Annotated in this window: 22 protein-coding genes; 17 read left to right on the top strand and 5 right to left on the bottom strand. The window is 61.3% G+C overall.

What is annotated here, in order from left to right; all coding sequences use genetic code 11:
- Positions 1-140: 140 nt before the first annotated feature.
- The 5 genes from M5B98_RS05515 to hcnC all read left to right on the top strand — a co-directional run bounded on the left by M5B98_RS05515 (position 141) and on the right by hcnC (position 4956).
- Positions 141-449: a hypothetical protein gene (locus tag M5B98_RS05515; protein ID WP_412548534.1), complete on the top strand. Its 309-nt coding sequence runs from the start codon at positions 141-143 to the stop codon at positions 447-449.
- Positions 450-639: 190 nt separating this feature from the next.
- On the top strand, positions 640-1578 hold the full coding sequence (locus tag M5B98_RS05510; RefSeq protein WP_085711555.1) for a hypothetical protein: 939 nt from the start codon (positions 640-642) through the stop codon (positions 1576-1578).
- Between the two features lie 405 nt (positions 1579-1983).
- A complete protein-coding gene (gene hcnA, locus M5B98_RS05505; RefSeq protein ID WP_114886732.1) occupies positions 1984-2298 on the top strand; it encodes a cyanide-forming glycine dehydrogenase subunit HcnA in 315 nt (104 codons plus the stop codon).
- On the top strand, positions 2295-3704 hold the full coding sequence (hcnB, locus tag M5B98_RS05500) for a cyanide-forming glycine dehydrogenase subunit HcnB (RefSeq protein WP_134826278.1): 1410 nt from the start codon (positions 2295-2297) through the stop codon (positions 3702-3704). The genes hcnA and hcnB overlap by 4 nt, the downstream gene beginning before the upstream one ends.
- Positions 3697-4956 (top strand): cyanide-forming glycine dehydrogenase subunit HcnC, encoded by a 1260-nt coding sequence (hcnC, locus tag M5B98_RS05495; RefSeq protein ID WP_248742100.1) that lies wholly within the window; start codon positions 3697-3699, stop codon positions 4954-4956. Before hcnB ends, hcnC begins: the two co-directional genes overlap by 8 nt.
- 45 nt (positions 4957-5001) lie before the next feature.
- Here hcnC and M5B98_RS05490 read toward each other — a convergent pair whose 3' ends face one another.
- On the bottom strand, positions 5002-6810 hold the full coding sequence (locus M5B98_RS05490) for a monovalent cation:proton antiporter-2 (CPA2) family protein (protein ID WP_114883912.1): 1809 nt from the start codon (positions 6808-6810) through the stop codon (positions 5002-5004).
- A gap of 1353 nt (positions 6811-8163) precedes the next feature.
- Between M5B98_RS05490 and M5B98_RS05485 the strand changes: the two genes are divergently transcribed.
- From M5B98_RS05485 to M5B98_RS05435, 11 genes are all read left to right on the top strand, one after another.
- Complete coding sequence (locus tag M5B98_RS05485; protein ID WP_248742099.1) at positions 8164-11832, top strand: indolepyruvate ferredoxin oxidoreductase family protein; 3669 nt, start codon at positions 8164-8166, stop codon at positions 11830-11832.
- Positions 11833-11888: 56 nt separating this feature from the next.
- Complete coding sequence (locus M5B98_RS05480) at positions 11889-12968, top strand: AfsA-related hotdog domain-containing protein (RefSeq protein ID WP_248742098.1); 1080 nt, start codon at positions 11889-11891, stop codon at positions 12966-12968.
- Positions 12965-14146 (top strand): NADH:flavin oxidoreductase, encoded by a 1182-nt coding sequence (locus tag M5B98_RS05475; RefSeq protein WP_248742097.1) that lies wholly within the window; start codon positions 12965-12967, stop codon positions 14144-14146. The genes M5B98_RS05480 and M5B98_RS05475 overlap by 4 nt, the downstream gene beginning before the upstream one ends.
- Entirely contained in the window at positions 14143-14916 is a 774-nt protein-coding gene (locus tag M5B98_RS05470; protein ID WP_248742096.1) for an SDR family NAD(P)-dependent oxidoreductase, read from the top strand. The genes M5B98_RS05475 and M5B98_RS05470 overlap by 4 nt, the downstream gene beginning before the upstream one ends.
- Positions 14916-15722 (top strand): SDR family oxidoreductase, encoded by an 807-nt coding sequence (locus M5B98_RS05465; RefSeq protein ID WP_248742095.1) that lies wholly within the window; start codon positions 14916-14918, stop codon positions 15720-15722. The genes M5B98_RS05470 and M5B98_RS05465 overlap by 1 nt, the downstream gene beginning before the upstream one ends.
- Before the next feature lie 38 nt (positions 15723-15760).
- Positions 15761-16087: a hypothetical protein gene (locus M5B98_RS05460; RefSeq protein WP_248742094.1), complete on the top strand. Its 327-nt coding sequence runs from the start codon at positions 15761-15763 to the stop codon at positions 16085-16087.
- 46 nt (positions 16088-16133) lie between these two features.
- Positions 16134-17492 carry a class I adenylate-forming enzyme family protein gene (locus tag M5B98_RS05455; protein ID WP_248742093.1) on the top strand — a complete coding sequence of 453 codons (1359 nt, stop codon included), beginning with the start codon at positions 16134-16136 and terminating at the stop codon, positions 17490-17492.
- A 33-nt stretch (positions 17493-17525) separates the two neighbouring features.
- Entirely contained in the window at positions 17526-17768 is a 243-nt protein-coding gene (locus M5B98_RS05450) for an acyl carrier protein (RefSeq protein WP_096822577.1), read from the top strand.
- Complete coding sequence (locus M5B98_RS05445) at positions 17765-18826, top strand: 3-oxoacyl-ACP synthase III family protein (protein ID WP_248742092.1); 1062 nt, start codon at positions 17765-17767, stop codon at positions 18824-18826. The genes M5B98_RS05450 and M5B98_RS05445 overlap by 4 nt, the downstream gene beginning before the upstream one ends.
- Positions 18827-18918: 92 nt before the next feature.
- Entirely contained in the window at positions 18919-19536 is a 618-nt protein-coding gene (locus tag M5B98_RS05440) for a hypothetical protein (protein ID WP_248742091.1), read from the top strand.
- A gap of 102 nt (positions 19537-19638) precedes the next feature.
- The gene (locus tag M5B98_RS05435; protein ID WP_248742090.1) at positions 19639-20553 is read left to right on the top strand and encodes a LysR family transcriptional regulator; all 915 of its coding nucleotides are present in this window, start codon (positions 19639-19641) and stop codon (positions 20551-20553) included.
- On the opposite strand, the gene M5B98_RS05430 is transcribed toward M5B98_RS05435, so the two are convergent.
- The 4 genes from M5B98_RS05430 to M5B98_RS05415 form a co-directional block, all read right to left on the bottom strand.
- A complete protein-coding gene (locus M5B98_RS05430) occupies positions 20543-21313 on the bottom strand; it encodes a substrate-binding domain-containing protein (RefSeq protein ID WP_248742089.1) in 771 nt (256 codons plus the stop codon). The two genes, M5B98_RS05435 and M5B98_RS05430, sit on opposite strands and share 11 nt — an antisense overlap.
- A gap of 10 nt (positions 21314-21323) precedes the next feature.
- On the bottom strand, positions 21324-22616 hold the full coding sequence (locus M5B98_RS05425; protein WP_248742088.1) for an MFS transporter: 1293 nt from the start codon (positions 22614-22616) through the stop codon (positions 21324-21326).
- A gap of 158 nt (positions 22617-22774) precedes the next feature.
- Positions 22775-23824 carry a M48 family metallopeptidase gene (locus M5B98_RS05420; RefSeq protein WP_248742087.1) on the bottom strand — a complete coding sequence of 350 codons (1050 nt, stop codon included), beginning with the start codon at positions 23822-23824 and terminating at the stop codon, positions 22775-22777.
- 24 nt (positions 23825-23848) lie between these two features.
- The gene (locus M5B98_RS05415; protein ID WP_085711616.1) at positions 23849-24445 is read right to left on the bottom strand and encodes a LemA family protein; all 597 of its coding nucleotides are present in this window, start codon (positions 24443-24445) and stop codon (positions 23849-23851) included.
- A 208-nt stretch (positions 24446-24653) separates the two neighbouring features.
- Between M5B98_RS05415 and M5B98_RS05410 the strand changes: the two genes are divergently transcribed.
- On the top strand, positions 24654-24962 hold the full coding sequence (locus tag M5B98_RS05410) for an RcnB family protein (RefSeq protein ID WP_085711544.1): 309 nt from the start codon (positions 24654-24656) through the stop codon (positions 24960-24962).
- The last annotated feature ends 2 nt before the right edge of the window (positions 24963-24964 follow it).

Below are 24964 nucleotides of genomic sequence, written 5' to 3'. Positions count from 1 at the left end.
TTAAATTAACTTTCATGTTGTAGTTGATACAAACGCAAAAGACCCGTCGTGGTTACCGATTTATTTCCTGAAACATTGATATCATCTGGCCACATTTTCGAGGGAGAGATTCCGTGGGCAAGTTGATTCGCGGTGGCTGGATGCCGATGGCCGGGTTACTTCTGGCGCTCTTCAGTGCTTCGGCATTGGCCGCCAATACCCCGTGTTCCGGGAAGAAGGGGGGCATCGATCGCTGCGATGGCGATCTGTTTCTGTGCAATGACGGCTCCATCAGCGGCTCGAAAAAGAGCTGCGCCGCCATGTTCGGCATCCGTGAACAGGCACGGCCCCAGCAGTTTCTGCAAAGCAATGACGGGTGCGATTGTGGCACCGGTTCCTTCTGCACCGGGCCACGCGGCGGCGTGTATTGCCTGACGCCCAGCGGAAAGAAGAGCTACAAACGCAAGTAAACGGTTTGTGCCAATGCATAAAACCCGCTGCTATCGAGCCGTTGTTGCAAATTGCATGGTCCTAGGAAGTTCAGACTTTTTAACTGATTGAATCCAAACGATTTATTTAAAGTTGGCGACTGGCACGGTCACTGCAATTCATCTGCTGACGAGTTGTAACACCATTTTTCATGCCGGGAGCAGAACAACAATGAATAGATCCTCTGATGGGTTTTATCCTGCCTTTGATGGCGAGTCGAGCAACGTCTCGGGAGTCTCCTGGGGCGCGATCTTCGCCGGGGCCGCAGCCGCTGCGGCACTGTCGATGATTCTGGTGCTGCTCGGTTTCGGTCTGGGCTTCTCCGCTGTTTCACCGTGGGCCGGGGAGGGCGTCAGCGCCAAGGGCCTGGGCATTTCGACAATCGTGTGGCTGGCAGCGACGCAAATCATCGCTTCCGGCCTGGGTGGCTACATTGCCGGTCGCCTGCGGGTGAAGTGGGCAAACATGCACGGTGACGAGGTGTACTTCCGCGACACCGCCCATGGCTTCCTCGCCTGGTGCGTGGCCACGCTGGTAACCGCGACGCTGGTGGTCGGCTCGGTCAGCAGCATCGTCAGCGGTGGCGTGCAGGCCGGTGCGAGTGTTGCCGGTGGCGCCGCCAGTGCCATGACGCAGGCCGCCGGCACGGCTGCGGCCAACACCAGCAGCGATCAGTACGGTTACTTCGTCGACAGCCTGTTCCGCGATGACCGTCCCGCTGCTGTCAGCGACGACGCAGCTCGCGGCACTGTGACCCGGATCTTCGCCCAGAGCCTGGCCAACGGTCAGCTCAGCCCTGAGGATCGTACCTACCTCGCGCAACTTGTGGCGCAACGCACCAACCTGAGCCAGGCCGATGCCGAACGTCGCGTCGATGAAATCTACGCTCGCACGCAAAAAGCCATCGCTGACGCCAAAGTGAAAGCGCAACAGGCGGCTGACACCGCCGCCAAAGTTGCTGCCTGGACTTCGCTGTGGATGTTCATCGCGCTGCTGGCCGGCGCGTTCTTCGCCAGCCTGTCGGCCACCTTCGGCGGTCGCCGCCGGGATGCCGTCGAGTACGTCGAAGTCGACACCTACACCACGACCACTGTGCCCCCAGTCCGTTAATCAAGGAGCATCACCATGCGCTCATTACTGCTGTTTTTCCTCGGCGTGCCAATCCCGATCATTATCCTGATCGCCCTGTTCGTGCACTGATCCCTCTGGGGCTTATGCCTCGGCCGCTTCCACCTTTGGGTGGAAGCGGCTTTTTGCTGTCCGGTCGATGGAGCGGTACAGAACCGTACAGTCATTTCCATGGCCTGGATCAATATTCGTCGGCGCAATATCCCCTACCGTGAAATTTCCCGGCCCTTGCCGCTGGATCGACTACATTGCTTGCGCGCACTTTGCTGCGCGATCAGAGCAGACCTGCCGGCCCGATAGAGAGATAACTTCCACGTGCCGGCGAGGTGTAGTGCAGCAAGGAGCTGTTTCAACCTCACCTGAACCTTTTCACGGATGATCATCGCAATGCACTGCCTAGAAAGAACCTTCGATATCCAGCCTTTGACGCAGGCGGATATGACTGTCCACATCAACGGCCAGCCGGTCACTGCCGCCATCGGCGAAACCGTGCTCAGCGTCATTCAGTCCCTCGGCGTGCGCCAGGTCGCACGCAACGATCACAACCAGGTCAGCGGTGCCTATTGCGGCATGGGCGTGTGCCAGTGCTGTCTGGTGAAAATCAACGGCCGGCACAAACGCCGCGCCTGCCAGACCGTGGTGCGTGACGGCATGCAGGTCGAAACCCAGGTCAACCGCATTCACGGACAGGAGGCGCCATGAGCCAGCATCCGGTCATTGTCGGCGGTGGGCCGGCGGGGATGGCGGCGGCCATCGAACTGGCGCGCCATGGCGTGCGCAGCACATTGCTGGAAGAGGCGTCGCGCCTTGGCGGTGTGGTCTATCGCGGGCCGCTGCGTGACGGCGTGCAGCTGGATTATCTGGGGCCGCGTTACTCGGAAGCATTGAGCAAACTGCACGGCGACTTTCAGGAGCAGGCCGGGCTGATCGATGTGCGTCTGCATCACCGGGTGGTCGGCGCCGAAGGCACCCGCTCGCTGGTGGTGCTCGATGGTGATGAGCGCCTGCACGAAATCAGCTATCCGCAACTGGTGATGGCCGCCGGTTGTCATGAACGCAGCGTGCCGTTTCCTGGCTGGACGCTGCCCGGCGTCATCATGCTCGGCGGCCTGCAATTGCAGATCAAAAGTGGCGTGGTCAAGCCGCAGGGGCCGGTGGTCATCGCCGGCACCGGGCCGCTGTTGCCGCTGGTCGCGACCCAGCTGCACGCCTCCGGCGTGAGCGTGGTCGGTGTCTACGAGGCCTGCGCGTTCGGCAAGATTGCCAAGGAGAGCCTGGCGCTGCTGAACAAGCCGCAACTGTTCCTCGACGGCTTGAGCATGCTGGCCTACCTGAAACTGCACGGCATCCCGATGAACTACGGCTGGGGCGTGGTCGAGGCGCACGGCGAAGGCGAACTGAAAAGCGTCAGCGTGGCGCCGTACTCGGCGACGTGGGAGCCGGACATGAGCCGCGTCGAGCGCTTCGAAGCGAAGACGCTGGCGGTCGGCTACGGCTTCATTCCGCGCACTCAGTTGAGCCAGCAGATGGGCCTGGATCACGGTTTCAGCGACGACGGCTACCTGCGCGCCAATTCCAACATCTGGCAGCAGAGCAGCGAACCTCACGTGCATCTGGCCGGCGACATGGGCGGGATTCGCGGCGGTGAAGCGGCGATGCTGGCCGGCAAGATCGCCGCCACTTCGATCCTGCTGCAACGCGGTGTGCTGGAAGAAGAACTGGCGCGAGTCCGTCGCGACCGTTACCTGGGCAAACTCAAAGCCATCGTGCGTTTTCGTGCGGCGGTGGATCGCTACACCGAACGCGGCGTCGGGCAGATCGCATTGCCGGCCGCCGACACGGTGATCTGCCGTTGCGAACACGCGACCCGCGCCGACATCGACCGCGCGCTGGAGCAGGGCGTGCAAGACATCGCCAGCCTGAAAATGCGCACCCGCGTGAGCATGGGCGACTGTCAGGGGCGGATGTGCGTCGGCTATTGCAGCGACCGCCTGCGTCAGGCCACCGGGCGCAAGGATGTCGGCTGGCTGCGGCCGCGATTCCCGGTCGATCCGATTCCTTTTTCCGCGTTCCAGTCCCTCGGCACGGAGGCCGTTTCCCATGAGTAAGTTCTATGACGTGGTCATCGCCGGCGGCGGTGTGATCGGCGCGTCCATCGCCTATCAGTTGTCCAAGCGCAAAAACCTCAAGGTCGCGATGATCGACGCCAAGCGACCGGGCAACGCGACTCGTGCCTCGGCCGGTGGCTTGTGGGCCATCGGCGAATCCGTTGGCTTGGGCTGCGGGGTGATTTTCTTCCGCATGATGTCGGCCAACCGCAAGCGCGAAACCCAGGGTGCGGCGGTAGCGGTGGACTCCAGCACCCCGCACATTCTGCCGCCGTCGTTCTTCGACTTTGCCTTGCAGTCCAACGCGCTGTACCCGGCGCTGCACCGTGAGCTGAAAGACAACCACGGGATGGATTTCAAGTTCGAAAAGACCGGGCTCAAATTCGTCATTTATGACGATGAAGACCGGTTGTACGCCGAGCATATCGTCGGCTGTATTCCTCATCTGGCCGATCAGGTGCGCTGGCTCGATCAGGCGGCGTTGCGCGAGTCCGAACCGAGCGTCAGCCATGAGGCGCGCGGTGCGCTGGAGTTTCTCTGCGACCATCAGGTCAGCCCGTTCCGCTTGGCCGACGCCTACGCCGAAGGCGCCCGGCAAAATGGCGTGGACATGTACGTCAACACCAACATCACCGGCGTGCTGCATCACGGCTCGCGGGTGACCGGCGTGCAAACGGCCGAAGCCGGGGTGTTTCACTGCAAGACCCTGATCAACGCCGCCGGTGCGTGGGCGGCAGATTTGAGTGAATGGGCCACGGGAATCCGGATTCCGGTGAAACCGGTGAAAGGCCAGATCCTGCTCACCGAACGCCTGCCGAAAATCCTCAACGGTTGCCTGACCACCAGCGATTGCTACATGGCGCAGAAGGACAACGGCGAAATCCTGATCGGCAGCACCACCGAGGACAAAGGCTTCGACGTCACCACCACCTGGCCGGAAATCGCCGGGCTGGTACAGGGCGCGGTGCGTTGCCTGCCGGAACTGGCGGACATCAACCTCAAGCGCACCTGGGCCGGACTGCGGCCGGGCTCGCCGGATGAGTTGCCGATTCTCGGGCCGATGGCCGGGGTGGAGGGCTACTTGAACGCCTGCGGGCACTTCCGCACCGGGGTGCTGACGTCGGCGATCACTGGGGTATTGCTGGACAAACTGGTCAACGATGAACCGCTGCCGCTGGATATCACGCCGTTTCTGGCGGACCGGTTTGCAGTGGCGCCCGTGAAGGAGGAGCGGGCGCTGGAGATGGCCTGATCAAAGCCTTCCCGCGCACTGCGCGGGAAGGCTTGATGGCGGGGCTCAGGACTTGCCGGATTGTTCTTCCAGTTGATCCGATTCGAACAGTCTGGCCAGTTCCGCCCGCGCTTCCTGAGCGGTCTGCAGGACTTTGGCCGCGTCGTCGTAGACCGCGTGTTGAGCCTCGAGCACCTGTTCGTCATGGTGCTTGAAGCGCTTGATCCGCGCATCGGCCTGGGCCTGGGTCAAGCCGAGACCGACCAGCGTGCGACGGCTCATTTCCAAGCTGGAGTAATAGGTCTCCCGGATCGGATCGGCCCCCACATCCACCAAGCGATGCACATGCTGCCGGTTACGCGCCCGGGCGATGATTTTCATGTGCGGGTAAAGCTTGCGCACGATTTCGGCAGTCTTGATGTTGGTCTCCGGATCGTCCGTGGCAATCACGAAATACTCCGCTTCCCCGACCTTGGCCGCACTGAGGATTTCCGGGCGCATCGGGTCACCGTAGAACACCGGCACGCCGCCGAAACTGCGCGACAGTTCGATGGTTTCCACCGAGGTATCCAGCGCCACAAACTTGATGTTCTGCGCCCGCAGGATCCGCGCCACGATCTGGCCCATCCGGCCCATGCCGGCAATCACCACCCGTGGAGTTTCGGTGTCGATCTGGCGGAATTTCTCCGGCACTTCCACAGGCTGCACCTTCGGGCTGACCAGCCGTGCGCAGATCAACAGCAGCAACGGCGTGACGGCCATCGACAGGGTGATGGTCAGCACCAGCAAGTCGTACAGACGCGGTTCGAACAGACCCTGATCGCGACCGATCTTGAACACCACAAAGGCAAATTCACCGCCCGCCGCCAGCACGATACCGAGGCGAATCGCGCTGACTTTGCTCAACCCGCCGGCCAGACGTCCGACCACAAACAGCAATGGCAACTTCAGGGCGATCAGCAACAGCGTCAGCCCCAGCACGGTAATCGGCGCGCTGAACAGCAGGCTGAGGTTGGCGCCCATGCCGACGCTGATGAAGAACAGCCCCAGCAGCAGGCCTTTGAACGGTTCGATCTGCGCTTCCAGTTCATGGCGATATTCAGAATCCGCCAGCAGCAGACCGGCGAGGAATGCGCCCAGCGCCATCGACACACCGACCATATCCATCATCCACGCCGTGCCGATCACCACCAGCAACGCGGTGGCGGTGGAGACTTCCGGCAGACCAGTTTTCGCCACGATGCGGAACACCGGGCGCAACAGATAACGCCCGCCGATCACGACTACGGCGATGCTGCCCAATACCTGCAAACTGTGGCGCACGTCGTCGGCGGTGCTGGTGTGGTGATCGACGCCCGCGAGCATCGGCACCAGAGCGATCAGCGGGATTGCGGCGATGTCCTGGAACAGCAGAATCGCAAACGCCAGCCGCCCGTGAGGGCTGGTCAGTTCTTTGCGTTCCGCGAGGCTTTGCAAGCCGAATGCAGTGGACGACAGCGCCAGACCCAGGCCGAGAACAATCGCGCTGTTCAGCGGCTGGCCGAATACCGACAACGCCAGAACGCCGATCACCGAACCGGTCAAAAGCACCTGCGCCAGACCCACGCCGAACACCGATTTGCGCATCACCCACAAACGTCGCGGCGACAGCTCAAGACCGATGATGAACAGCAGCAACACCACGCCCAGTTCCGAGATATGGCTGACGCTTTGCGGATTGCCGATCAGGCCCAGCACCGACGGGCCGATGATCACCCCGGCAAACAGGTAACCGAGCACCGCGCCCAGTTGCAGGCGCTTGGCCAGGGGAACGGTGAGCACGGCCGCGAACAGAAACACGACAGCGGCTTGCAACAGGTTGCCTTCATGGGGCATGACACAACTCCATAACACGGTACGACGGGAGGGCAAGGATAAAGGCTCGTCCCATGCCACACCACCTGCGGGGGAAACTGATGTGGTGGGTGGCGATTTCTGATGAGGCTGTTCATCTTTGAACCGTCAGGCGATATCCGGTCATGTAAAGTTCTACTTTGGTCTTAGAGAGTTGGAGAGTATTTCTCTGGAACAACGCCTCCAAAGTTCGGTTTTGTGGGGAGAGTTTTATCCGGTCATGCAACTTGTATGACGGGTGTAATGTCGCGAAGAGGGGGGCTTGAATCGCCGATGTTGCTCAATAAAAGCAGCGGCTGGTTCGATAAATCAAAGTCTTTTTGATGGTTCTTAAAAGCGGTGCAGGATGGTTGTGTGGACTAGATAGTTCATGGGTTTATTTTGTTTGTGAAACTTTCGTAACAATGATTGACAATGCAATTCCTCCGAACTTACTATTTTCCCCGCAAAGCAGGTCGTTAAATGATCGTTGCAGGGAATTTGCAAATAACGATTGTTTATCCCGTTTCACCGCAAACAAGAAGTCTGCGGCGAGGCGGTTGCGACCACACACCTGTGTTGTGCTGGCCGCCTGGCAAGGCGCCGCTGCAAGTATCAGGTCTCATTCGACAGGGTGGGCAGGAAAGCCCGCTTGAAGTTAAGTTTTCATAAGGATTTGAAACCTTGTACTCGAATTCCAAGAGGGCGGCACGCCCGTTATCTATGCCTGTCCGGCTCGCTTGCAACACGCCCCGCGTGGCAGTTGGCAAGCGTTTGCCCGCTGACTCGGCACCCATCTTCAAAACATCCAACAACGTAATGTGCACTCGACATCTCTCGACGTCGAACGTACGCCCTTTGCCCTTTGTCCGGCGGGCTACCGAGCATTCGTTCACTTTCAGCTCGCGTTTCAGGCTGCGGGCCGGGCACTTCTGATTTCCAGAATTTCAGTCAAACGTCTCTAAACCACACTCTTCGTGGCGGCCGGATGCTGTACTTGATTTGAAGTGCATACGCGAACTTTCGACTTGCGTCCGGGCTTTTTTATTTATTTAAACCTACGGTATTGGTCGGGAATTATTTGTCTTCAAGTTTGCCGATGGTTTGCGCGAACGCACCAGGGAAAGTTGTGCCCTGGGGTTCTTGGCTTGACGGAATAGTGGCGTCAATGATTTTGCGATGAATGAATATTCGAGCGGTTGCGAACCGCTTGTTTCAGGTCTTGCAAGAGGGGCCTGATGGCGAAGGTGTAACTCTCGGGATCTGAAGGAAGATCGCTGTAAGTACTGAATTCGCATTCGCTGTAATGGGTAAGCAAGCACATTTAACGTGAAGTTTTCATAAGGATTTGAAACTGTGTACTCAGACGCCATTGATCCGGAACACCTGCGGCTTCAGTCCGACAAGCACGCACAGGGGATACCCACAGCAGCCGCCGGAAAAGGGGCCGATTCAGCATCGCCGTCGGGCCGCCAGCCTGAGGCTCACTCTATCTATTCCCGTGAATCCGCAACGCCGAACGGGCGCATTTTCCTGAGTGGTCAGCAGGCGCTCGTGAGGTTGCTTCTGTCCCAGTCGGCGCTGGATCGGGCCAACGGCCTGCGAACCGCCGGGTTCGTCAGCGGCTATCGCGGTTCGCCTCTGGGTGGCGTCGATCGGGAGTTGATGAAAAGCAAAGACGTGCTGGAAAGCGCAGATATCCGCTTTCTGCCTGCCATCAACGAAGATCTGGCGGCTACGGCACTGATCGGCACTCAACGCGTCGAGACCGATCCGAAGAAGCGTTACGACGGTGTCTTCGGGCTTTGGTACGGCAAGGGCCCTGGCGTCGACCGCTCCGGGGACGCGATCAAGCACGGCAACTTCTACGGATCATCGCCCAACGGGGGCGTCCTGGTGGTCACCGGCGATGACCATGGCTGCGTATCGTCGTCGATGTCCCATCAGTCCGACCGCACCCTGATGGCCTGGGGGCTGCCGGTAATTCACCCGGCTGGGCTGGCCGACTATGAACGCTGCGGCCTGTGGGGCTGGGCGTTGTCGCGGGTGTCCGGGCTATGGGTCGGCTTCAAGGCCATCACCGAGACGGTTGAGGCCACCACCTCCGTCGCATCGTCCCCGTTGCCAAGATTCGTCACGCCCGAAATCGACCCGGGGCCGGACGGCCTGCACTGGCGCTGGCCCGACCTGCCGGGCATGCAGATCGAGCGACGGCTTCCCTATAAGTTCGACGCTGCCCGTGCATTTGCGCTGGCCAACCCGATCGACGTCGCCGTGACGGCACCGCAGCAGCCGAAGCTGGTGATCGGCGCAATCGGCAAGGCCTATGGCGATGTGCGCCAGGCCTTGCAACAGGGCGGGGTTTCGCTGGAGCAGCTGGAGAGTGCCGGTGTGGCACTGTTGAAGATCAATCTGGTCTACCCGCTGTCACCGGTGCTGGAGGCCTGGGCGAAGCGGGCCGACCAGGTGCTGATCGTCGAAGAGAAGCAGGCCATCGTCGAAGAGCAGCTCAAGCAAGCGCTCTACAACGCTGAGTCCGGACAGCGTGCTGTCATTCTGGGCAAGCGTGACGAAAGCGGTGCTCCGTTGATTTCGGATCACGAAGAACTGAGGCCGTCGCGCCTCGCGGCGATGCTTCAACAACGACTGCAAGGCCTGGGCATCACGCTGCGAGTGCCCGAGTACTGGTATCTGCCTGCGGTTAGCCGGACTCATGACTGGATCCGCCGTACGCCGTATCTGTGTTCGGGGTGCCCGCACAACACCTCCACCCGTGTGCCGGAAGGCAGCGAGGCGCGGCTCGGCATCGGCTGCCACGCGATGGCGGCGCGCATGCCCGAACGTGCAACCAGCGGCAGCGTGCAGATGGGGGGCGAAGGGGTCGACTGGCTGGGGCAGGCGCCTTTTGTCGAAACCCCTCACATATTCCAGAACATCGGCGACGGTACGTTTTTCCACTCTGGCTATCTGGCAATCCGTCAGGCCATCGCGGCCGGCGCGACCATCACCTACAAGCTGCTGCACAACGATGCGGTGGCCATGACTGGCGGCCAGCCGATCGACGGCAAGCTGACGGTCAAGAAAGCCGTCGAACTGATGCAGGCCGAAGGCGCCCATCGGGTCGTGGTGGTGGCGGACGATCCGCAACGTTTCGAAGCACCCGGCAGCCTTCCGCAGGGTGTCGAGCTGTTCCACCGTGAGCGGCTGGAAGAGGTTCAGCGACAGTTGCGCGAGACACGGGGTGTCAGCGTGCTGGTGTTCGATCAGGTCTGCGCCATCGAGGGACGTCGGCGCAAGAAACAGTTGCCGGCGCCTGTCATGAAAACCGAAGTAGTGATCAACGAAGCAGTGTGCGAAGGCTGTGGCGACTGTCAGGTCAAGTCCAATTGCCTGTCCGTGACGCCGGTCGCGACCCCGTTCGGCACCAAGCGCCGGATTGATCCCCACGGATGCAACACCGATCTGTCTTGCATCAAGGGCTTCTGCCCGAGCTTCGTCACGGTGACCGGCAAACCACGGGCGCAATACCGTCGGCAGGCCGACAGCCGCGAGGTTCTGGCCCGCGCCGAGGCATTGGTGCTGCCGTCTTCGTGCTCACTCGAAACCCCGTACGAAATGCTGCTGGCAGGCATCGGGGGCACCGGAATCGTGACGGTGGCGCGCACGGTTGCCCTGGCTGCCCATCTGGACGGCCGGGCGGTCAGCGTGCTCGATTTCACCGGGTTCGCCCAGAAGGGCGGGTCGGTGCTCAGCCATGTGCGACTGGCCAACGCGGCCGACGTGTTGCACCAGCACCGCATCGACCTGGGGGGCGCCGACCTGTTGCTTGCGGCCGATCTGGTGGTCGCCAGCGAAGACGATGCATTGACGACACTGCGGGCAGGTAAAACGGTGGTCATCGCCAACACCGCCCAGACCCAGACGGGAGCGATGCTGCGCAATACCGAATTGCTCATCGAAACCGCCGCGATTCAAGCCTTCCTCAAACAACGGGTGGGCGCCGAGCACTACCACGCGCTGGATGCGGCACAACTGGCCAACAGCCTCGTCGATCCGATGCAGGCCAACATGCTGTTGCTGGGTTATGCCTGGCAGCGAGGGACGGTGCCGGTGTCGCTGCAAGCGCTGAAAGACGCCATCGATCAGGCCGGCAGCGCCGCCGCCAACCACCTGGCGTTCGCCTGGGGGCGGCTGTGGGCTCAGGAACCGGCGTTCGTCATGCCATATCTCGACCCGGCGAGTAACGACGTGTCGCCGGTGTCGATCATCGACCTCGCAGCTCGGCGCGAAGGCATCGAACGACTGGTCGAGACCCGCAGTGTGTTCCTGACCCACTATCAGGACGCGGCCTATGCAGCACGCTACCGTCAGGTGATCGACCGGCTTCGGTCAATGCCTGCGATCGGCGATGACAGCCCGCTCACCGAGGCCGTGGCACGCAACCTGTTCAAGTTGATGGCCTACAAGGACGAGTACGAAGTCGCGCGGCTGCTCACCGACAGTCGCTTCATCGCACCACTCAAAACCCGTTTCGAGAGTGGTGTCAGGCTCAAGTTCCACTTCGCATTGCCCCTGATGCGCAACCGCAAGGACAGCAACGGCGAGCCGAAGAAGATCGCCGTCTCCGGTTGGGTGTTGCCGCTGCTGAAAGTGTTGGCCAAGGGCCGCGTGTTGCGTCACACCCGCTTCGATCCGCTGGGATGGTCCGCCGAGCGCCGTGAGGAGCGGCGCCTGTTGCTCGACTACGAGCAGACACTGCAACGCTTGCTGCCAAACCTGAGCGTGGAGAACCTGCTGTTGTTTGTGGAGTGGGCGAATCTGCCGGACTCGATTCGTGGCTATGGCCACGTCAAGGAGCGGTCGATCGTCGCCGCACGACAGCGGGAAAAAGAGCTGATCGTGCAGATCGTGACGGGCACCCACAGCCTGTCGGCGGCCCCGGTCGTCGAGACCTGGCTGCCGCAATCGACCCTCGCCCCGCAGGCCCGCAAAGGCGAAGCGCGGGACGTCAAGCAGGCCTCGTAGCCGGCGGGGTTTCACCTGCCTTCAAGACAACAACGACCAGAATGAGTGGACCCGACATGAACAACGAATGCATTTCACCGGAGCTTTTGCACAAAGGCTCGGCTGATGACGTACTGATCTGCGCCCCGAGGGTCGCGCTGCCGCTACACATCGACGAAGCGTTTGTGCAGGCTGGTGACAATGACCTGCTGGCGCGCCGGTTTTCGGCCGGCAGCGGCTCGCAGCGAACCTTTGAGCTGACACCCGATGTACAGAAAAGGAGCCGCATGGGCGGTACCGAGGCGGACGACGAATGGGGCCGGGTGAGGGCGCTGCCGTACCAGATTGTCACTCCGGCCCTGCTGGAGGGCGCGGCTGCCAACGTCAACCCGGAGCAGGCAGTGGCGAGCCTGTGCGAGTCGGTTCCAGCCATCCGCCGTGCCAGTTCGTTCCGCTTCATCAACAACGCCGACAACTACTTTTTCTACAGAAAGTCCCACGAACATGTGCCCGGCACCATGTTCATCGAAGCGGCGCGCCAGGCGGTGTATCACCATCTGTATCACCACACCGGTTATGCGCGGGGCGACGTGACCGTCAGCGTCAATGAACTGAACGCGAGCTTCTTCGCCTATGCGGAGTTGATGTACCCCATCGAACTGGTGGTCGACAACATGACCCCGACCGACAGCACATCGCCGAAGAAAATCTTCTTCCGGGTGGCGTTCTATCAGCGGCAGACCCTGTTCGCCACCATCGACACCAAGGCTACGGTGATCGACATCCGCCTGTTCGAGAAAACGCGGAACATCTTCATTCAGTCCAGCGACTGGTTCGCGCCCATCCACCCCGCGAAACTGGTGTGCAGCGTCAGCGATGGCCAGGGCCGCGAGGCGGAGGTCGAGTTGCTCGGCCTGGGCAAGAGCGGCTGCGTGACGACGATGCCGGAGATCGACTTCATCGACTCGGCCAGGCTGCACATCCGTTATGAAGGCAAGCTGGAATTTTCATCCGCCATCCTCAGTGTCGGCCAAGGTCGGCACGCGTCGTGGGAATTCCCGGCACTGGGGTTCGACGACCTGCAGACCCTGAGCGACATGATCAAGCGTGGATTCGTCCATCTGGACGAGGCGGCCCTCGGGGCGCTGCGCGCATGAGCAAGGACATCGACGAGCCGATGCCGGTCACCGGTGCGCTGCATCTGGGCGCGCAGGTGGTTGCGAAAAACCGGATGTACTTTTCGTCCCTGGGCATGGATCTGTGTGACGAACACGGCTTTCCCCGGCCGGCGTTCTTTGCGGTCTACCGGTCGCTGATGGAGGGCGGGGCCGGTTTCGGCTTTCTCGGCAACGCCAGCGTGGACGCCGACGCACGCTACAACAGTCGTGGCCTGAAGCTGACGTCGCCGGCGCACGCCGACGCCTTGCGCCCGTTGTTCGAGGCCGCTCGACAGCGAAACTTTCCGCTGGGCGTGCAACTGCAGCACTACGGCCCGCAGTCGATGCCGTCGGAGCAGGGCATCATTCTCAGCCCGAGCGGTATCGCGTCCGCTGCGATTCTCAAGGCCTATCCCCAGTCGCGGGCCGTGGCGATGTCGCACATACAGATTCTGCGCTGCGTCGATCAATTCTCGGCTGCCGCCCGGCTTGCACAAGCGACCGGTGCCTCCCTGATCCAGGTCCAGGCATCGAACGGCTATCTGGTCAGCAGTTTCCTGTCACCACGAACCAACCGCCGCGACGATGAATGGGGCGGCAGCCCGCTCAAACGGGCCCGGTTGCTGCTTGCCATTGTCGAAGGTATCCGTGCGGCCACCGGCGATCAGGTACCGGTCACCGTGCGTCTGGGCATCGACGACGGGCTGGGTGAGGAAGGCCAGCGCGCGAGTCTGCTGGGCGATGTGATGGTCGCGCTCGAGGCCGCCGGAGTGGCGGCCATCACCTGTTCCACAGGGGTCAGCGAAACCTTTCCGTTCTTTTTCAAAAACAAGGCGCAGGCGCTGGCCCTGTCGCGTGCGGGCTGTCGCTACCTCAAAGGTTTCGTGCGGATTCCGGTGGGTTTCACCGGTTCGGTCAGCGATGTGTCGCAAGCCAACGAAATCATCGAGAGCGGCGATGCCGATTTCGTCGGATTCGGCCGCGCCATGCTGGCCGACAACCATTTCATCGCCAAGGAACTCGCCGGTCAGGCCGGACGGGTCAACCGTTGCCGGGGCGATGCGTTCTGTTTCCGTGACAAGAAGGATCCCATGGCCGAGCGGGTTTATTGCTGCGTCAATCCTGACTACCGCCGGCCGGAAAAACTGCAATTGCACTATGAGGAAAGTCTGAAATGAATTTCACCGGAAAAATTGCCCTGGTTGTCGGGGGTACGCGCGGCATCGGTTTCAACGTCAGCCAGAAGCTCGTCGAAGCCGGGTGCATCTGCTACATCACCGGTCGCAACGAGGATGACGGCCTGACTGCGCAAAGCCGGCTCGGCGAACGCTGCACGTTCATCAAGAGCGATGTTACGGACGAGGCATCGGTGACCGAGCTGTTCAGGATCATCAACGACCGCCACGGGCGACTCGACCTGGCGGTGAACAACGCCGGCGTCACCTCGAAACACGCACCGATCCGTGACATGGATTTCGCCGACTGGAAACGCGTGCTGGAGATCAACCTGCTGGGCCCGCTGTTGCTGCTCAAGCACCAGACGAACCTGATCTCGAAGCATGCGGGTGGCTCGATCGTCAACGTGTCGTCCTGTGCCGGCCTGCTGGGCGTTGCCAGACAGAGTGCCTATTCCACCAGCAAAGCCGCCCTGAACATGCTGACCCAGGTCTGCGCCATCGAGTCTGCGGAAGCGGCATTGCCGGAGCGCCATCCGGTTCGCGTCAACGCGGTGTGCCCCGGCCCGACGATGGGCGGCATGAACTCGGAAGAACGCCTGAAGGCCAACCCTGAGTCCACGAAACACAAACTTCAGGTCACGGTAATGAAACGTTTCGCCGATCCGGGCGAAATTTCTGCGGCGATCCTGTGGCTGCTCAGCGATGCTTCGTCGTTCGTCACCGGCACCGTGATGCCGGTGGACGGCGGTTTCTCGGCCGGTAAATTCTGATGAGCACGGCAGAGCGCGAGCTGTCTCATCCAACAGGCAAACGGGTGTTTATCACCGGCGTGAGCAGCGGCATCGGCGAGGCGCTGACCGAGTTGCACCTGAAACACGGCTATACCGTGTTCGGCACTTCCAGGCGCGAACCTTACCGCTTCATGTCGCACCCGAACTTCCGGTTCCGGTCATTCGATCTTTCGAAAACCGGCGACATGGGCGATTTGTTCAAAGGGCCGTTCGCCGAGATCCTGAGCCGGGGTGTCGATGTGCTCTTTCTCAACGCCGGGATCAGCGGCAACGTACCGGCCCGGGGCGAGGAATTTTCGGTGGCGGAGGTACAGCATGTGCTCAACGTCAATGTGCTGGCGAACAAGGCCATTCTCGATCTGATCCTCGCCTCGGCTCATCGCCCGGCCACCTGCGTGTTGTCGGCTTCGATGGCCGGTGTGCGCTTTCGCGCGGGCACGCTGACCTACAGCCTGTCGAAAGCGGCGCTGGCGGCACTGGGCGGTGTCTACGCCGAAGAGAACCCGGACATCTTCTTTGCCGTGCTGGGCCTGTGCAACGTCGACACCGGGCTGTCGCGTCAAGTGAGCTTCAGCCAGAGGACCGCCGATTTCCCTGATCTGCGTTCCCTGCAACAGCGAGCCCTTGCCCCCGGTTACATGATTTCCGCCGCCCAGCGTGCCGAGGACATCCGCGATGTGATCGGCGCACCCGCCGACTATGGCTTGAAAAGCGGCGTGTTCGTCGACATGAGAACCGTGCTGACCCGTCAACCGAAGGCGAGCGAGCCGCTACCCCAAACCTAGCGAACCCGTGGACGCACCCCCAATAAAGGAATGTTGGAATGCTGAACGAAGTCAAAACCCTGGTCGAAACCGCTGTGCGGCAACAGGATCTGTTACTGAGCGAACCCATCGACCTGTCCCGTGGTGAAGACAGCCCCTTGTACGGCGTCGAAGGCACCATCGACTCCATGACTCTGGTCTCGATCATCGTCGACACCGAAGAAAAGATCCGCCACCGATTCGGTGCCGAAGTGCACCTGGCCGATACCTCTCACCTGCCTGCGACCGCCACGCCATTCGCGACACTCGGCACGCTGTGCGCGTACGTGATGAACCGATTGGAGTCAGCCCTGACGGCGGCCGGTGCAGAGGCGCTGGCCAATTGACTCAACGGTCGCCGTCGCAGGACGGCGCCTTTATCGAGAGGTGGACATGCAAGTCGAAACGTTTCTGGAACATCTGAAGGCCGGCGCGGACAGGCCGGCGATCATCAGCGACGAAGGTCGCTTCACTTACGCCGAGCTATGCCGACAGATCGACGCCTATGCCGAGTCGCTGGCGGCGCAATCGGTCAGCGATTGCTGTGTGCTGCTGGTCGACAACTACAGCTTCAACAGCGTCTGCCTGTTGTTCGCTCTGTGGCGGCGCAACAATGTCGTGGCGTTGTCGGTGCCCAAAAGCGGCGAGCAGTTGGTGAATCTGGCGAACGCTGCCGGCGCACGGTTTACCGTGACGGGGAACGGGCCGCAGGGTTACTCGCTGCTGGCGAACGATGGCGCTGCGGTGCCGCCGACTGTCGGCGGTCTCCTGTCGCGTCGACAGGCCGGTTTCATTGTGTTCTCGTCCGGCTCGACCGGGCCGGCCAAGGGCGTCGTGCACGACATCGCACCGTTTTTCGAGCGGTATCTGAAGGCCGAGCAGTGTGGCGCGATTCTGGCGTTCCTGCTGTTCGACCACATCGGCGGACTGGTCACCGTCCTGCAGGCACTGGCCACCCACGGGACGCTGGTCCTGCCCAACGAGCGTTCGCCTCAGGAAGTCGGCCGCTGTATCGAAACGTTCAAGGTGCAAACGCTGCACGTGTCGCCGACGCTGTTGAACCTGGCGACGATCACCGGCGTGTTCCAGACCTGGGACATCCGCAGCCTGCAACGTATCTATTTCGGCTCCGAGCCGAGTTCGCCCGAAGCCATTCAACGCATCGCCCGCACATTGCCGCAGGTGCGGCTGAACCAGTTGTACGGCATGTCGGAAATCGGTGTGTTGCCCTGTCGGGGTCTGGACGGCGACAGCGCCTGGATGACCGTCGAGGATCCGGCCTACAGCCTGCGGGTAGTCGACGGCATTCTGCAGGTGCGCGGAGCGACCAATATGCTCGGTTACCTGAGCGGCCCGGGCGAGCTGTCCGATGATGGTTATCTGATTACCCAGGACCTGGCAGAAGAGCGCGACGGCTACTTCAGGGTCAGCGGGCGGGCGGTCGATGTGATCAACGTCGGCGGCAAGAAGGTGTTCCCGTCTCACGTGGAGAGCGTGTTGATGGGCATCGACAACGTTTCTGACGTCGTGGTCTACGGTCAGCCCAACCCGTTGCTCGGTCAGATCGTGGCCGCGCGGTTCACCTTGCTCGAACCGGAAACGCTGGAAGCGTTCAAGCCCCGGCTGTATGCAGCGATCCGCGACGTGCTGGCACCGGAGCAGTTGCCCCGGCTGATCTCCGTCAGCGACACGCCACTGTTTACCAGCCGCTTCAAGAAAATGCGCCACCCTGGCGTCCTCAGCGGGTCGTAAGACCTGATTACCACGTTATAAGGAAATGACAACATGGCCGTACTCGAAGCAATGCGCGCAAGCATCGCGGAAATCCTGACCCTGCCGCTGGATGAACTGAAGGGCGATGTCCGGTTGGAGAACAGCGACAACTGGGACTCGATGGCCAGGATCGGCATTGTCGCCCTGGTGTTCGAATCGACCGGCGTGACGGTGTCTGGCGAAGAGATGGACCGTATCGTGACGGTGCAGGACATCTTCGACCTGGTAACCCTGAAAATGAAGGAAACCGCATGACCCTGCGCACCCTTTGCGGAGTGACCGTGCGTGCGGTCACGTCCGCGTTGCCCGAGCGGCGTGTGGGGCTGGACGACTTCGCCGAACTGTTCGGCGCCAAGGAAGTGGCCCGCATCGCCAAAAGCACCGGCATCGAATCGATCAGGGAAGCCGGATCGCTGGACACGTCCGACCTGGTGATCGCCGCGTGCCGTCACCTGCTGGATCAGGGGGTGTGCGCAGCGCAGGAGATCGACGGACTGATCGTCGTGACCCAGACCCCGGACTCGTGGGTGCCGGGTGTCGGTTTTCTGGTTCAGCAGGCGCTCGGACTGCCTCAGCACTGTCTGGTGCTGAACGTGTCCGCCGGTTGCTCGGGGTACGTCACTGCGCTGGTTCAGGCCGGCGCGCTGATCGCCGCCGGCGCCTGCAAAAAGGTATTGCTGTGCACCGGGGATGTGACCACCAAGCTGCTGGACGGTCGCGACCGGCATGTGAAGATGCTGTTTGGCGATGCGGCGTCAGCCACTCTGCTGGAGGCGGGCGAGGGGACGTTCGAGTTCCTGTGTGGAGCCGATGGCAGTGGTCGTGAGGCTCTGGAATCCGACATCGCTTACACGCCTGAGGGTGACAGCCAGACTCGCGCGTCGATCCAGCGTCTGCAGATGGACGGCACGGCGGTGATGAACTTTGCACTGAACCGGGTACCGCAGACCGTCAAGTCGCTGCTTGAAGCGACGGGGTTGACGCCGGCGTCGCTCGATTTGCTGGTGCTGCACCAGGCAAACGGGTTCATGCTCAACTACCTGCGGCGAATGATCGGCGTCGCGCCGGAGAAGATGCCGATCGACATCGACGATGTCGGCAACACCAGCTCCACATCGATTCCGATTGTCCTGTCTCGCCACGGTGCGGTCGGCACAGCGCAGGCACAGAACGTCGTGTTGTGCGGATTCGGTGCCGGTCTGTCCTGGGGCGCATTGAAACTCGACCTTCGGCGCACGCTCGCCGTGCCGCCGTGTTACGTGCCTGAAAAAGCCACGCAGGGCGCCGGCACCGGCGAACGTCTGGAAGCCTGACGGGCCAATGCTCTCGGAGCTTTCGGGGATGTCTGCGGGCATTCCCGAAAGGACTCCGGATCTCTCCACCGGATGAAAAGGGACGCCACTGCATGTTCGGGACATTTTGGAAAACGCTAGGGATCTTTGGCGACGGAACCGATGCCCACGGGATTTCACCTTCGCCGTTTCTTCCACGATTCAACTTTTACGAAGTCCACCAATCGGGCGCGATTGATGCTCAGCCCGACGCCATCATCGCCGCCGTGTGTGCCCTGGACATGCGCGCGGACCGGGTGGCCGATGCCTTGCTGACCCTGCGCGAGCTGCCGGCAAAGCTGATCAGAACCATCGGCAACCGACCGCAACCCGCGCCCGCGCCGTTCGGTTTTGACACCTTCACCTTGCTGCGGCGCACTGACCACGAAGTGTCCCTGGGATTGGCGGGGCGTTTCTGGCGCCCGGATCTGGACGCTTGCCTTGTGGCGGATGCTCCGGCGTTCATGGCGCTGGACGATCCCCGCGTCGCCAGGCTGGTGTTGCGTTTTCAAGTCATCGAGCAGGCAGAAGGCGTACGTACGTTACGCACCGAAACGTTCGTGTTTTGCCCCAACACTCGAACCAGATGGTTGTTCACACCGTATTGGCTGGCGATCCGCCTGGCCAGCGGCTGGATTCGGCGTCGAACCCTGGCATCGATCCAGCGGCAATTTCCGGCACCCATCCAATAGGTCGGGGCTGGCCGCCCTATGAGGGGAGTCGAGGTTCTGTAATAATTTGCATCAATTGGTTACATTTATAGCCTCTGCGAATCAATTCCTCCCGAGTCTCCCATGGCCATCAACTTCGACCTCAACGACCTGCAAGCCTTTCGCGCGGTGGTCGAGCAGGGCAGTTTCCGCAAGGCCGCGGACACCGTGCGCATTTCGCAACCGGCCCTGAGCCGACGTATCGAAAAGCTCGAAGACGCCCTCGGCGTGAAGCTGTTCGAACGCACCACCCGCAAGGTCAGCCTGACCCAGGCCGGGCGTGGCTTCATGCCAAGTGTCGAGCGTTTGCTGGATGATCTTGATGTGGCTTTGCTCGGCATCAGCGAAGTCGCCTCAAATCGCCAGGGCCACGTCACCGTCGCCTGCGTGCCGTCGGCGGCGTATTACTTCATGCCGCGCGTGGTCGCTCGCTATCACCAGCAGTTCCCGCGCATCAAAGTCAAAGTCCTCGATTCCAGCGCCCACGACGTGCTGACGGCGGTGGTCAATGGCGAGGCGGATTTCGGCCTGAGTTTCATGGGCACTCAGGAGGCGGGGGTGGATTTCGAGCCGCTGGTGCAGGAGAGCTACGTGGTGGCCTGTCGTCGCGATCACCCCTTGGCCGGGCGCAGCAGCGTCAGTTGGGACGAGTTTTACCAGCAGGATTACATCTCGCTGGACAAGACTTCCGGTAATCGCTTTTTGCTCGATCAGGCGCTGGCGAAAGTGGTGCCGCAACGGCCGAGCATCTGCGAGACCCTGCACGTGACAACGATGATCGGTCTGGTGGAGGCGGGGCTGGGTGTGGCGGCGGTGCCGTTGATGGCGATGCCGGCGGCGGATCACCCGATCCTGACACGCGTGCCGCTGACCGAGCCGCAAGTGATGCGCAGTGTCGGCATCATCAAGCGCCGGGGTCGTACCCTGACCCCGGCGGCACTGGAACTGGAGCGGCTGGTGGTGGAAATGAAAGTCCAGCCGCCGAAGGTCAGCGCTTGACCGAATCCAGACCCGTGGCCTGTACGTCGGCCTGGGCGGCAGGCGCGGCCAGATAGGCGAGCAACGCCTTGGCCTCCTGCGGATGCTGCGCACCTACCGGAATCCCGGCGGCGAAGCGTGTCACCGATTGCACCGATTCCGGGATTTTCCCGACATACGTTACACCCGGCACCGGCAGCAATTCGCTGACCTGCTGAAAGCCCAGTTGATAGTCGCCAGTGGCGACCACCGAACCCACCGGGATTTTCGGGATCATCTTCGCCTTGGGTTTCAGCTGATCTTCGACGCCGAGTTTCTTGAACAACTGCTGCTCGATGTACACGCCGCTGGCGCTGTCGGAGTAGGCCACCGATTGCGAATCGAGCAGGGTTTTCTTCAAGGCGTCGACGTTGCTGATGTCCGGTTTCGGCGCGCCTTCGCGCACCACCAGGCCGATCCGCGAATCCGCCAGTTCCACCCGCGAGGCCGGGTCGACCTTGCCTTGTTTGATCAAGTCGTCGAGGGCGTAGCCGACCATGATCACCACGTCGGCCTGTTCGCCCCGGGCGAGGCGATTGGGGATCGCCTCCGGGGCCTTGCCCATCGACGGGCCGAGGATGGTGTCAAGAGTGTTGCCGGTGTTTGCGGCGAATTTCGGCCCGAGAATTTTGTAGGCGGCGGTGAAGCCGCCGGAGGTCATTACCCGCAGTTCTTCAGCCTGGGCCGCAACGTTGAACGCAAGGCCGGCGAGCAGGGCAGTAACGGTCATGAGTTTTTTCATGGTGCTCTCCTCAGGCAGCGACAGGTTGCAGACGACCGCCCGCACGGCGATACAGATACAGCGTCGCGCACAACGCACACAGCGCGCCGACACTCATCCAGTAACCCGGCGCAGCCTTGTCGCCGGTGTACTGGATCAGGAAAGTCGACATCGCCGGGGTGAAGCCGCCGAAAATGGCGGTGGCAAGGCTGTAGGCCAACGAGAAACCGGCCACACGCACCTCAACCGGCATGATCTCGGTCAGCGCCGGAATCATCGCGCCGTTGTACATGCCGTAGATGAACGACAGCCACAGCAGCGACAGCAACATATGGCTGAAGCTCGGCGCCTGCACCAGATACGACAGCGCCGGATAGGTGGTCGCCAGGGCCAGCAGCGACATGGTGATCAACAGCGGACGACGGCCGAAACGGTCCGACAACGCGCCGCCAATCGGCAGCCAGAAGAAGTTCGAAACGCCCACCAGCAGCGTCACCAGCAACGCATCCGAGGTGCTCAGGTGAAGCACGGTTTTACCGAAGGTCGGCGCGTACACGGTGATCAGGTAGAACGCGGTGGTGGTCAGCGCAACCATCAACATCCCGCCGATGACCACGACCCAGTTCTGGCCGAGGGTGCGGAACACTTCTTTCATGCTCGGGCGATGTTTGCGGGTGGCGAACTCTTCGGTTTCCGCCAGGTTGCGACGCAACAGGAAGATGAACGGCACGATCATGCAGCCAACGAAAAACGGAATGCGCCAGCCCCAATCGGCAATCACATCCGGCGCCATCCACTGGTTCAAGGCAAAGCCCAGCGCGGCGGCAACGATGATCGCGACCTGTTGACTAGCCGACTGCCAGGCCGTGAAGAAACCCTTGCGGCCCGGTGTGGCGATCTCCGAGAGATATACCGACACACCGCCCAGTTCCGCACCGGCGGAGAAGCCCTGCAGCAAGCGCCCGATCAGTACCAGCGCCGGTGCGAACAGACCAATGGTTTCGTATCCGGGCACCAGCACAATCAATATCGTGCCGCTGGCCATGATCGACAGGGTGACGATCAAGCCCTTGCGACGACCGACGTCATCGATATACGCGCCGAGCACAATGGCCCCCAGCGGACGCATCAAAAAGCCTGCGCCGAACACCGCGAACGTCATCATCAGGGAAGCGAACTCACTGCTCGCCGGAAAGAACACCGCCGCGATCTGCGTGGCGTAGAAGCCGAACAGAAAGAAGTCGAACTGTTCGAGGAAGTTACCCGAGGTCACCCGGAAAATGGCACCGGCCCGCGAGCCGCCGTGTGGGATTGAGGCTGTCATCGAAAAATACTCCACCGCTTTTATGACGTGCGCGACGGGGAGGCGGCGCACGGTTTTTATTGGGGCGGATAGTGGCGCAGGGGGATCGATCTGTTAATTGCATAGTTGGTATGGATTGATGCGCAGGACGGATCAATCCATATCGAGCGGCAGCCGCATTATTGAAGCGGTGTGGCCGTTTCCTGTTTCTTCGCCGGCACACCCGGCGCAGTGGCGGTTGTAAAACTGCCATCCCACTGCGGATCGATCCGACGAATGCGCACGCTCAGATCAGGGTGTGACGCAAACATCCGACTCAGCAAGCCTGATCCTCCCGTGCTGAAAAACAAATGGCTGAACTCGGCGGCGCGGGGGGAGTTGATGACGGAGCCTTGTTTATGGGCGCCGATTTTTTTCAGCGCGCCGACAATGCTTTGCGGATTGCGCGTGTATTGCACCGCGCTCGCATCGGCGAGGAACTCACGCTGGCGACTGACAGCCGCCTTGATCAAATTCCCATACAGATGCCCGATAAATCCGGCCACGCACAGTGCGAATCCGAGCGCAAAAACTACCAGCATCAACCGCACGTCGCGTTTGTCGCGCTTGAGCAGACTGGCCATTATGTAAGTACCCGCCAGCCCCAGCACCAACAGGCCGTGCACCACCGCCACCAGTTGCGTATTGAGGCGCATGTCACCGTTGAAGATGTGGCTGAATTCGTGGGCAATCACCCCTTGCAGCTCTTCTCGGGTCAGCAGCTTCACCGCGCCACGGGTCACGCCGATGGCCGCATCCTCCGGTGTAAGTCCGGCTGCGAAGGCGTTGATGCTCTCGTCCGGCAACAAATACACCGCCGGCACGCGGGTGCCGGAGGCAATCGCCATTTCTTCGACGACGTTCATCAAGCGCTGCTCGTCCAGCGTGCGCGCATTGCCGTTGAGCAGGCGGCCACCCAGTTTCTCCGCAACGACTTTGCCGCCCGCCCGCAGTTGCTGGTATTTCAGCAGGCCGCCGATCACCACAATGCTGCTGATGAACGACGCGATGACGGCCATCGCCAGAAAGGCATCTGCCAGCGTGCCGGTGCCGCTCAAGTAGTCTTCAAAACCGCTGAACACGAAGGGCAGGGCGGTCAGGAAGACCAGCGAGACAATCGACAGAATCATCATGTAAACCAGCCGTCGGGTCTGGTTGCGAGCCTGGGTTTGTCGTTCAAAGAAATTCATCGGGCCATCCATGGAAAGCAGAAATCAGAAAGAAACCTTGGGTGCGGTTTTGATTGCCAGCGTATCCGCAAACTTCAGCGGCACGGCGTCATCGCGATGGCCAAAACTGGCTGCCAGCAGCACCGCAGGAAAGCTCTGTTTGAGGGTGTTGTAGGCCATGACTGCGTCGTTGAAGGCCTGGCGCGCGAAACTCACTTTGTTTTCGGTGCTGCTCAGCTCTTCGCTCAGTTGCTGCATGTTCTGCGATGCCTTGAGTTCCGGGTAGGCTTCCAGGGTCAGGTTCAATCGACCCACGGCGCTGCTGAGTGCGCTGTCCGCCAGCCCCAGTTGCGCGATGTGCTGGGCATTGCCCGGTTTGGCCTGTGCAGCTTCAAGTCCCGCCACGGCTTCATTGCGCGCAGCGATCACCGCTTCCAGGGTTTCGCGCTCATGGGCCAGATAACCCTTGGCGATGCTGACCAGATTGGGGATCAGGTCGTAGCGGCGCTTGAGCTGCACTTCGACCTGGGCAAACGCGTTCTTGATCTCGTTGCGCCGTGCAACGAGCTTGTTGAAAAGACTGACAGCGTAGAGGCCCAGAACCGCAAGCAGCACCAGATTGACGATGAGGTAGATTTTCACGGTGATGTCCTTGTTCACTCGGCGGGGGCGCGCGGGATCTTATCGTAATTGGTGGCCATTGGCTGTAATTGCCATGCAGCGGGGGAACCCCGGATGGTGCTCCGGGGCGCGACTACAATCTCAAGTCCTGCATCATCAAAAAACAAGGAATGATTCCAGAACCCCGCAGTCGGAGTTCAGGTATCACACATCTGAAGGAGGTTCACCGATGAACAACAAGACCCTGATCGCCAGCCTGGCCCTCGTCGCCGGCATCGCCGGGATCACCCCACTCGTTCAAGCGGCGCAACCCTCAACCGACACCGTCGAACGCTCGCCCACCGACGGCCGCGAACTGAAGGTCAACGACCGCGCCCCGGACGTCTACCAGCGCAGCGAAAAAGCCATCAAGAACTGGAAACAGAAAGGCCTCAAGCAACCCGATCCGCAGGCGCAGTGGGTGCAGATGAACGACAAGTACGTGATGGTGATGATCACCAACGGGACGATTGTGGATATCAAGCCGGTGGAGCGTTAACG

The organism is Pseudomonas sp. MWU12-3088 (assembly GCF_023242405.1).
Classification (GTDB): domain Bacteria; phylum Pseudomonadota; class Gammaproteobacteria; order Pseudomonadales; family Pseudomonadaceae; genus Aquipseudomonas; species Aquipseudomonas kribbensis.
Note: the sequence above shows the minus strand (reverse complement) of the source record. Positions and strands in the feature narration are given on the sequence as shown.

What these genes read in the sequence shown, in the direction of transcription:
- M5B98_RS05515 (WP_412548534.1), top strand. Translation starts at nt 141, where the DNA reads ATGCCGATGGCCGGGTTACTTCTGGCGCTCTTCAGTGCTTCGGCATTG.
- M5B98_RS05510 (WP_085711555.1), top strand. Translation starts at nt 640, where the DNA reads ATGAATAGATCCTCTGATGGGTTTTATCCTGCCTTTGATGGCGAGTCG.
- hcnA (WP_114886732.1), top strand. Translation starts at nt 1,984, where the DNA reads ATGCACTGCCTAGAAAGAACCTTCGATATCCAGCCTTTGACGCAGGCG.
- hcnB (WP_134826278.1), top strand. Translation starts at nt 2,295, where the DNA reads ATGAGCCAGCATCCGGTCATTGTCGGCGGTGGGCCGGCGGGGATGGCG.
- hcnC (WP_248742100.1), top strand. Translation starts at nt 3,697, where the DNA reads ATGAGTAAGTTCTATGACGTGGTCATCGCCGGCGGCGGTGTGATCGGC.
- M5B98_RS05490 (WP_114883912.1), bottom strand. Translation starts at nt 6,810, where the DNA reads ATGCCCCATGAAGGCAACCTGTTGCAAGCCGCTGTCGTGTTTCTGTTC.
- M5B98_RS05480 (WP_248742098.1), top strand. Translation starts at nt 11,889, where the DNA reads ATGAACAACGAATGCATTTCACCGGAGCTTTTGCACAAAGGCTCGGCT.
- M5B98_RS05475 (WP_248742097.1), top strand. Translation starts at nt 12,965, where the DNA reads ATGAGCAAGGACATCGACGAGCCGATGCCGGTCACCGGTGCGCTGCAT.
- M5B98_RS05470 (WP_248742096.1), top strand. Translation starts at nt 14,143, where the DNA reads ATGAATTTCACCGGAAAAATTGCCCTGGTTGTCGGGGGTACGCGCGGC.
- M5B98_RS05465 (WP_248742095.1), top strand. Translation starts at nt 14,916, where the DNA reads ATGAGCACGGCAGAGCGCGAGCTGTCTCATCCAACAGGCAAACGGGTG.
- M5B98_RS05460 (WP_248742094.1), top strand. Translation starts at nt 15,761, where the DNA reads ATGCTGAACGAAGTCAAAACCCTGGTCGAAACCGCTGTGCGGCAACAG.
- M5B98_RS05455 (WP_248742093.1), top strand. Translation starts at nt 16,134, where the DNA reads ATGCAAGTCGAAACGTTTCTGGAACATCTGAAGGCCGGCGCGGACAGG.
- M5B98_RS05450 (WP_096822577.1), top strand. Translation starts at nt 17,526, where the DNA reads ATGGCCGTACTCGAAGCAATGCGCGCAAGCATCGCGGAAATCCTGACC.
- M5B98_RS05445 (WP_248742092.1), top strand. Translation starts at nt 17,765, where the DNA reads ATGACCCTGCGCACCCTTTGCGGAGTGACCGTGCGTGCGGTCACGTCC.
- M5B98_RS05440 (WP_248742091.1), top strand. Translation starts at nt 18,919, where the DNA reads ATGTTCGGGACATTTTGGAAAACGCTAGGGATCTTTGGCGACGGAACC.
- M5B98_RS05435 (WP_248742090.1), top strand. Translation starts at nt 19,639, where the DNA reads ATGGCCATCAACTTCGACCTCAACGACCTGCAAGCCTTTCGCGCGGTG.
- M5B98_RS05430 (WP_248742089.1), bottom strand. Translation starts at nt 21,313, where the DNA reads ATGAAAAAACTCATGACCGTTACTGCCCTGCTCGCCGGCCTTGCGTTC.
- M5B98_RS05425 (WP_248742088.1), bottom strand. Translation starts at nt 22,616, where the DNA reads ATGACAGCCTCAATCCCACACGGCGGCTCGCGGGCCGGTGCCATTTTC.
- M5B98_RS05420 (WP_248742087.1), bottom strand. Translation starts at nt 23,824, where the DNA reads ATGAATTTCTTTGAACGACAAACCCAGGCTCGCAACCAGACCCGACGG.
- M5B98_RS05410 (WP_085711544.1), top strand. Translation starts at nt 24,654, where the DNA reads ATGAACAACAAGACCCTGATCGCCAGCCTGGCCCTCGTCGCCGGCATC.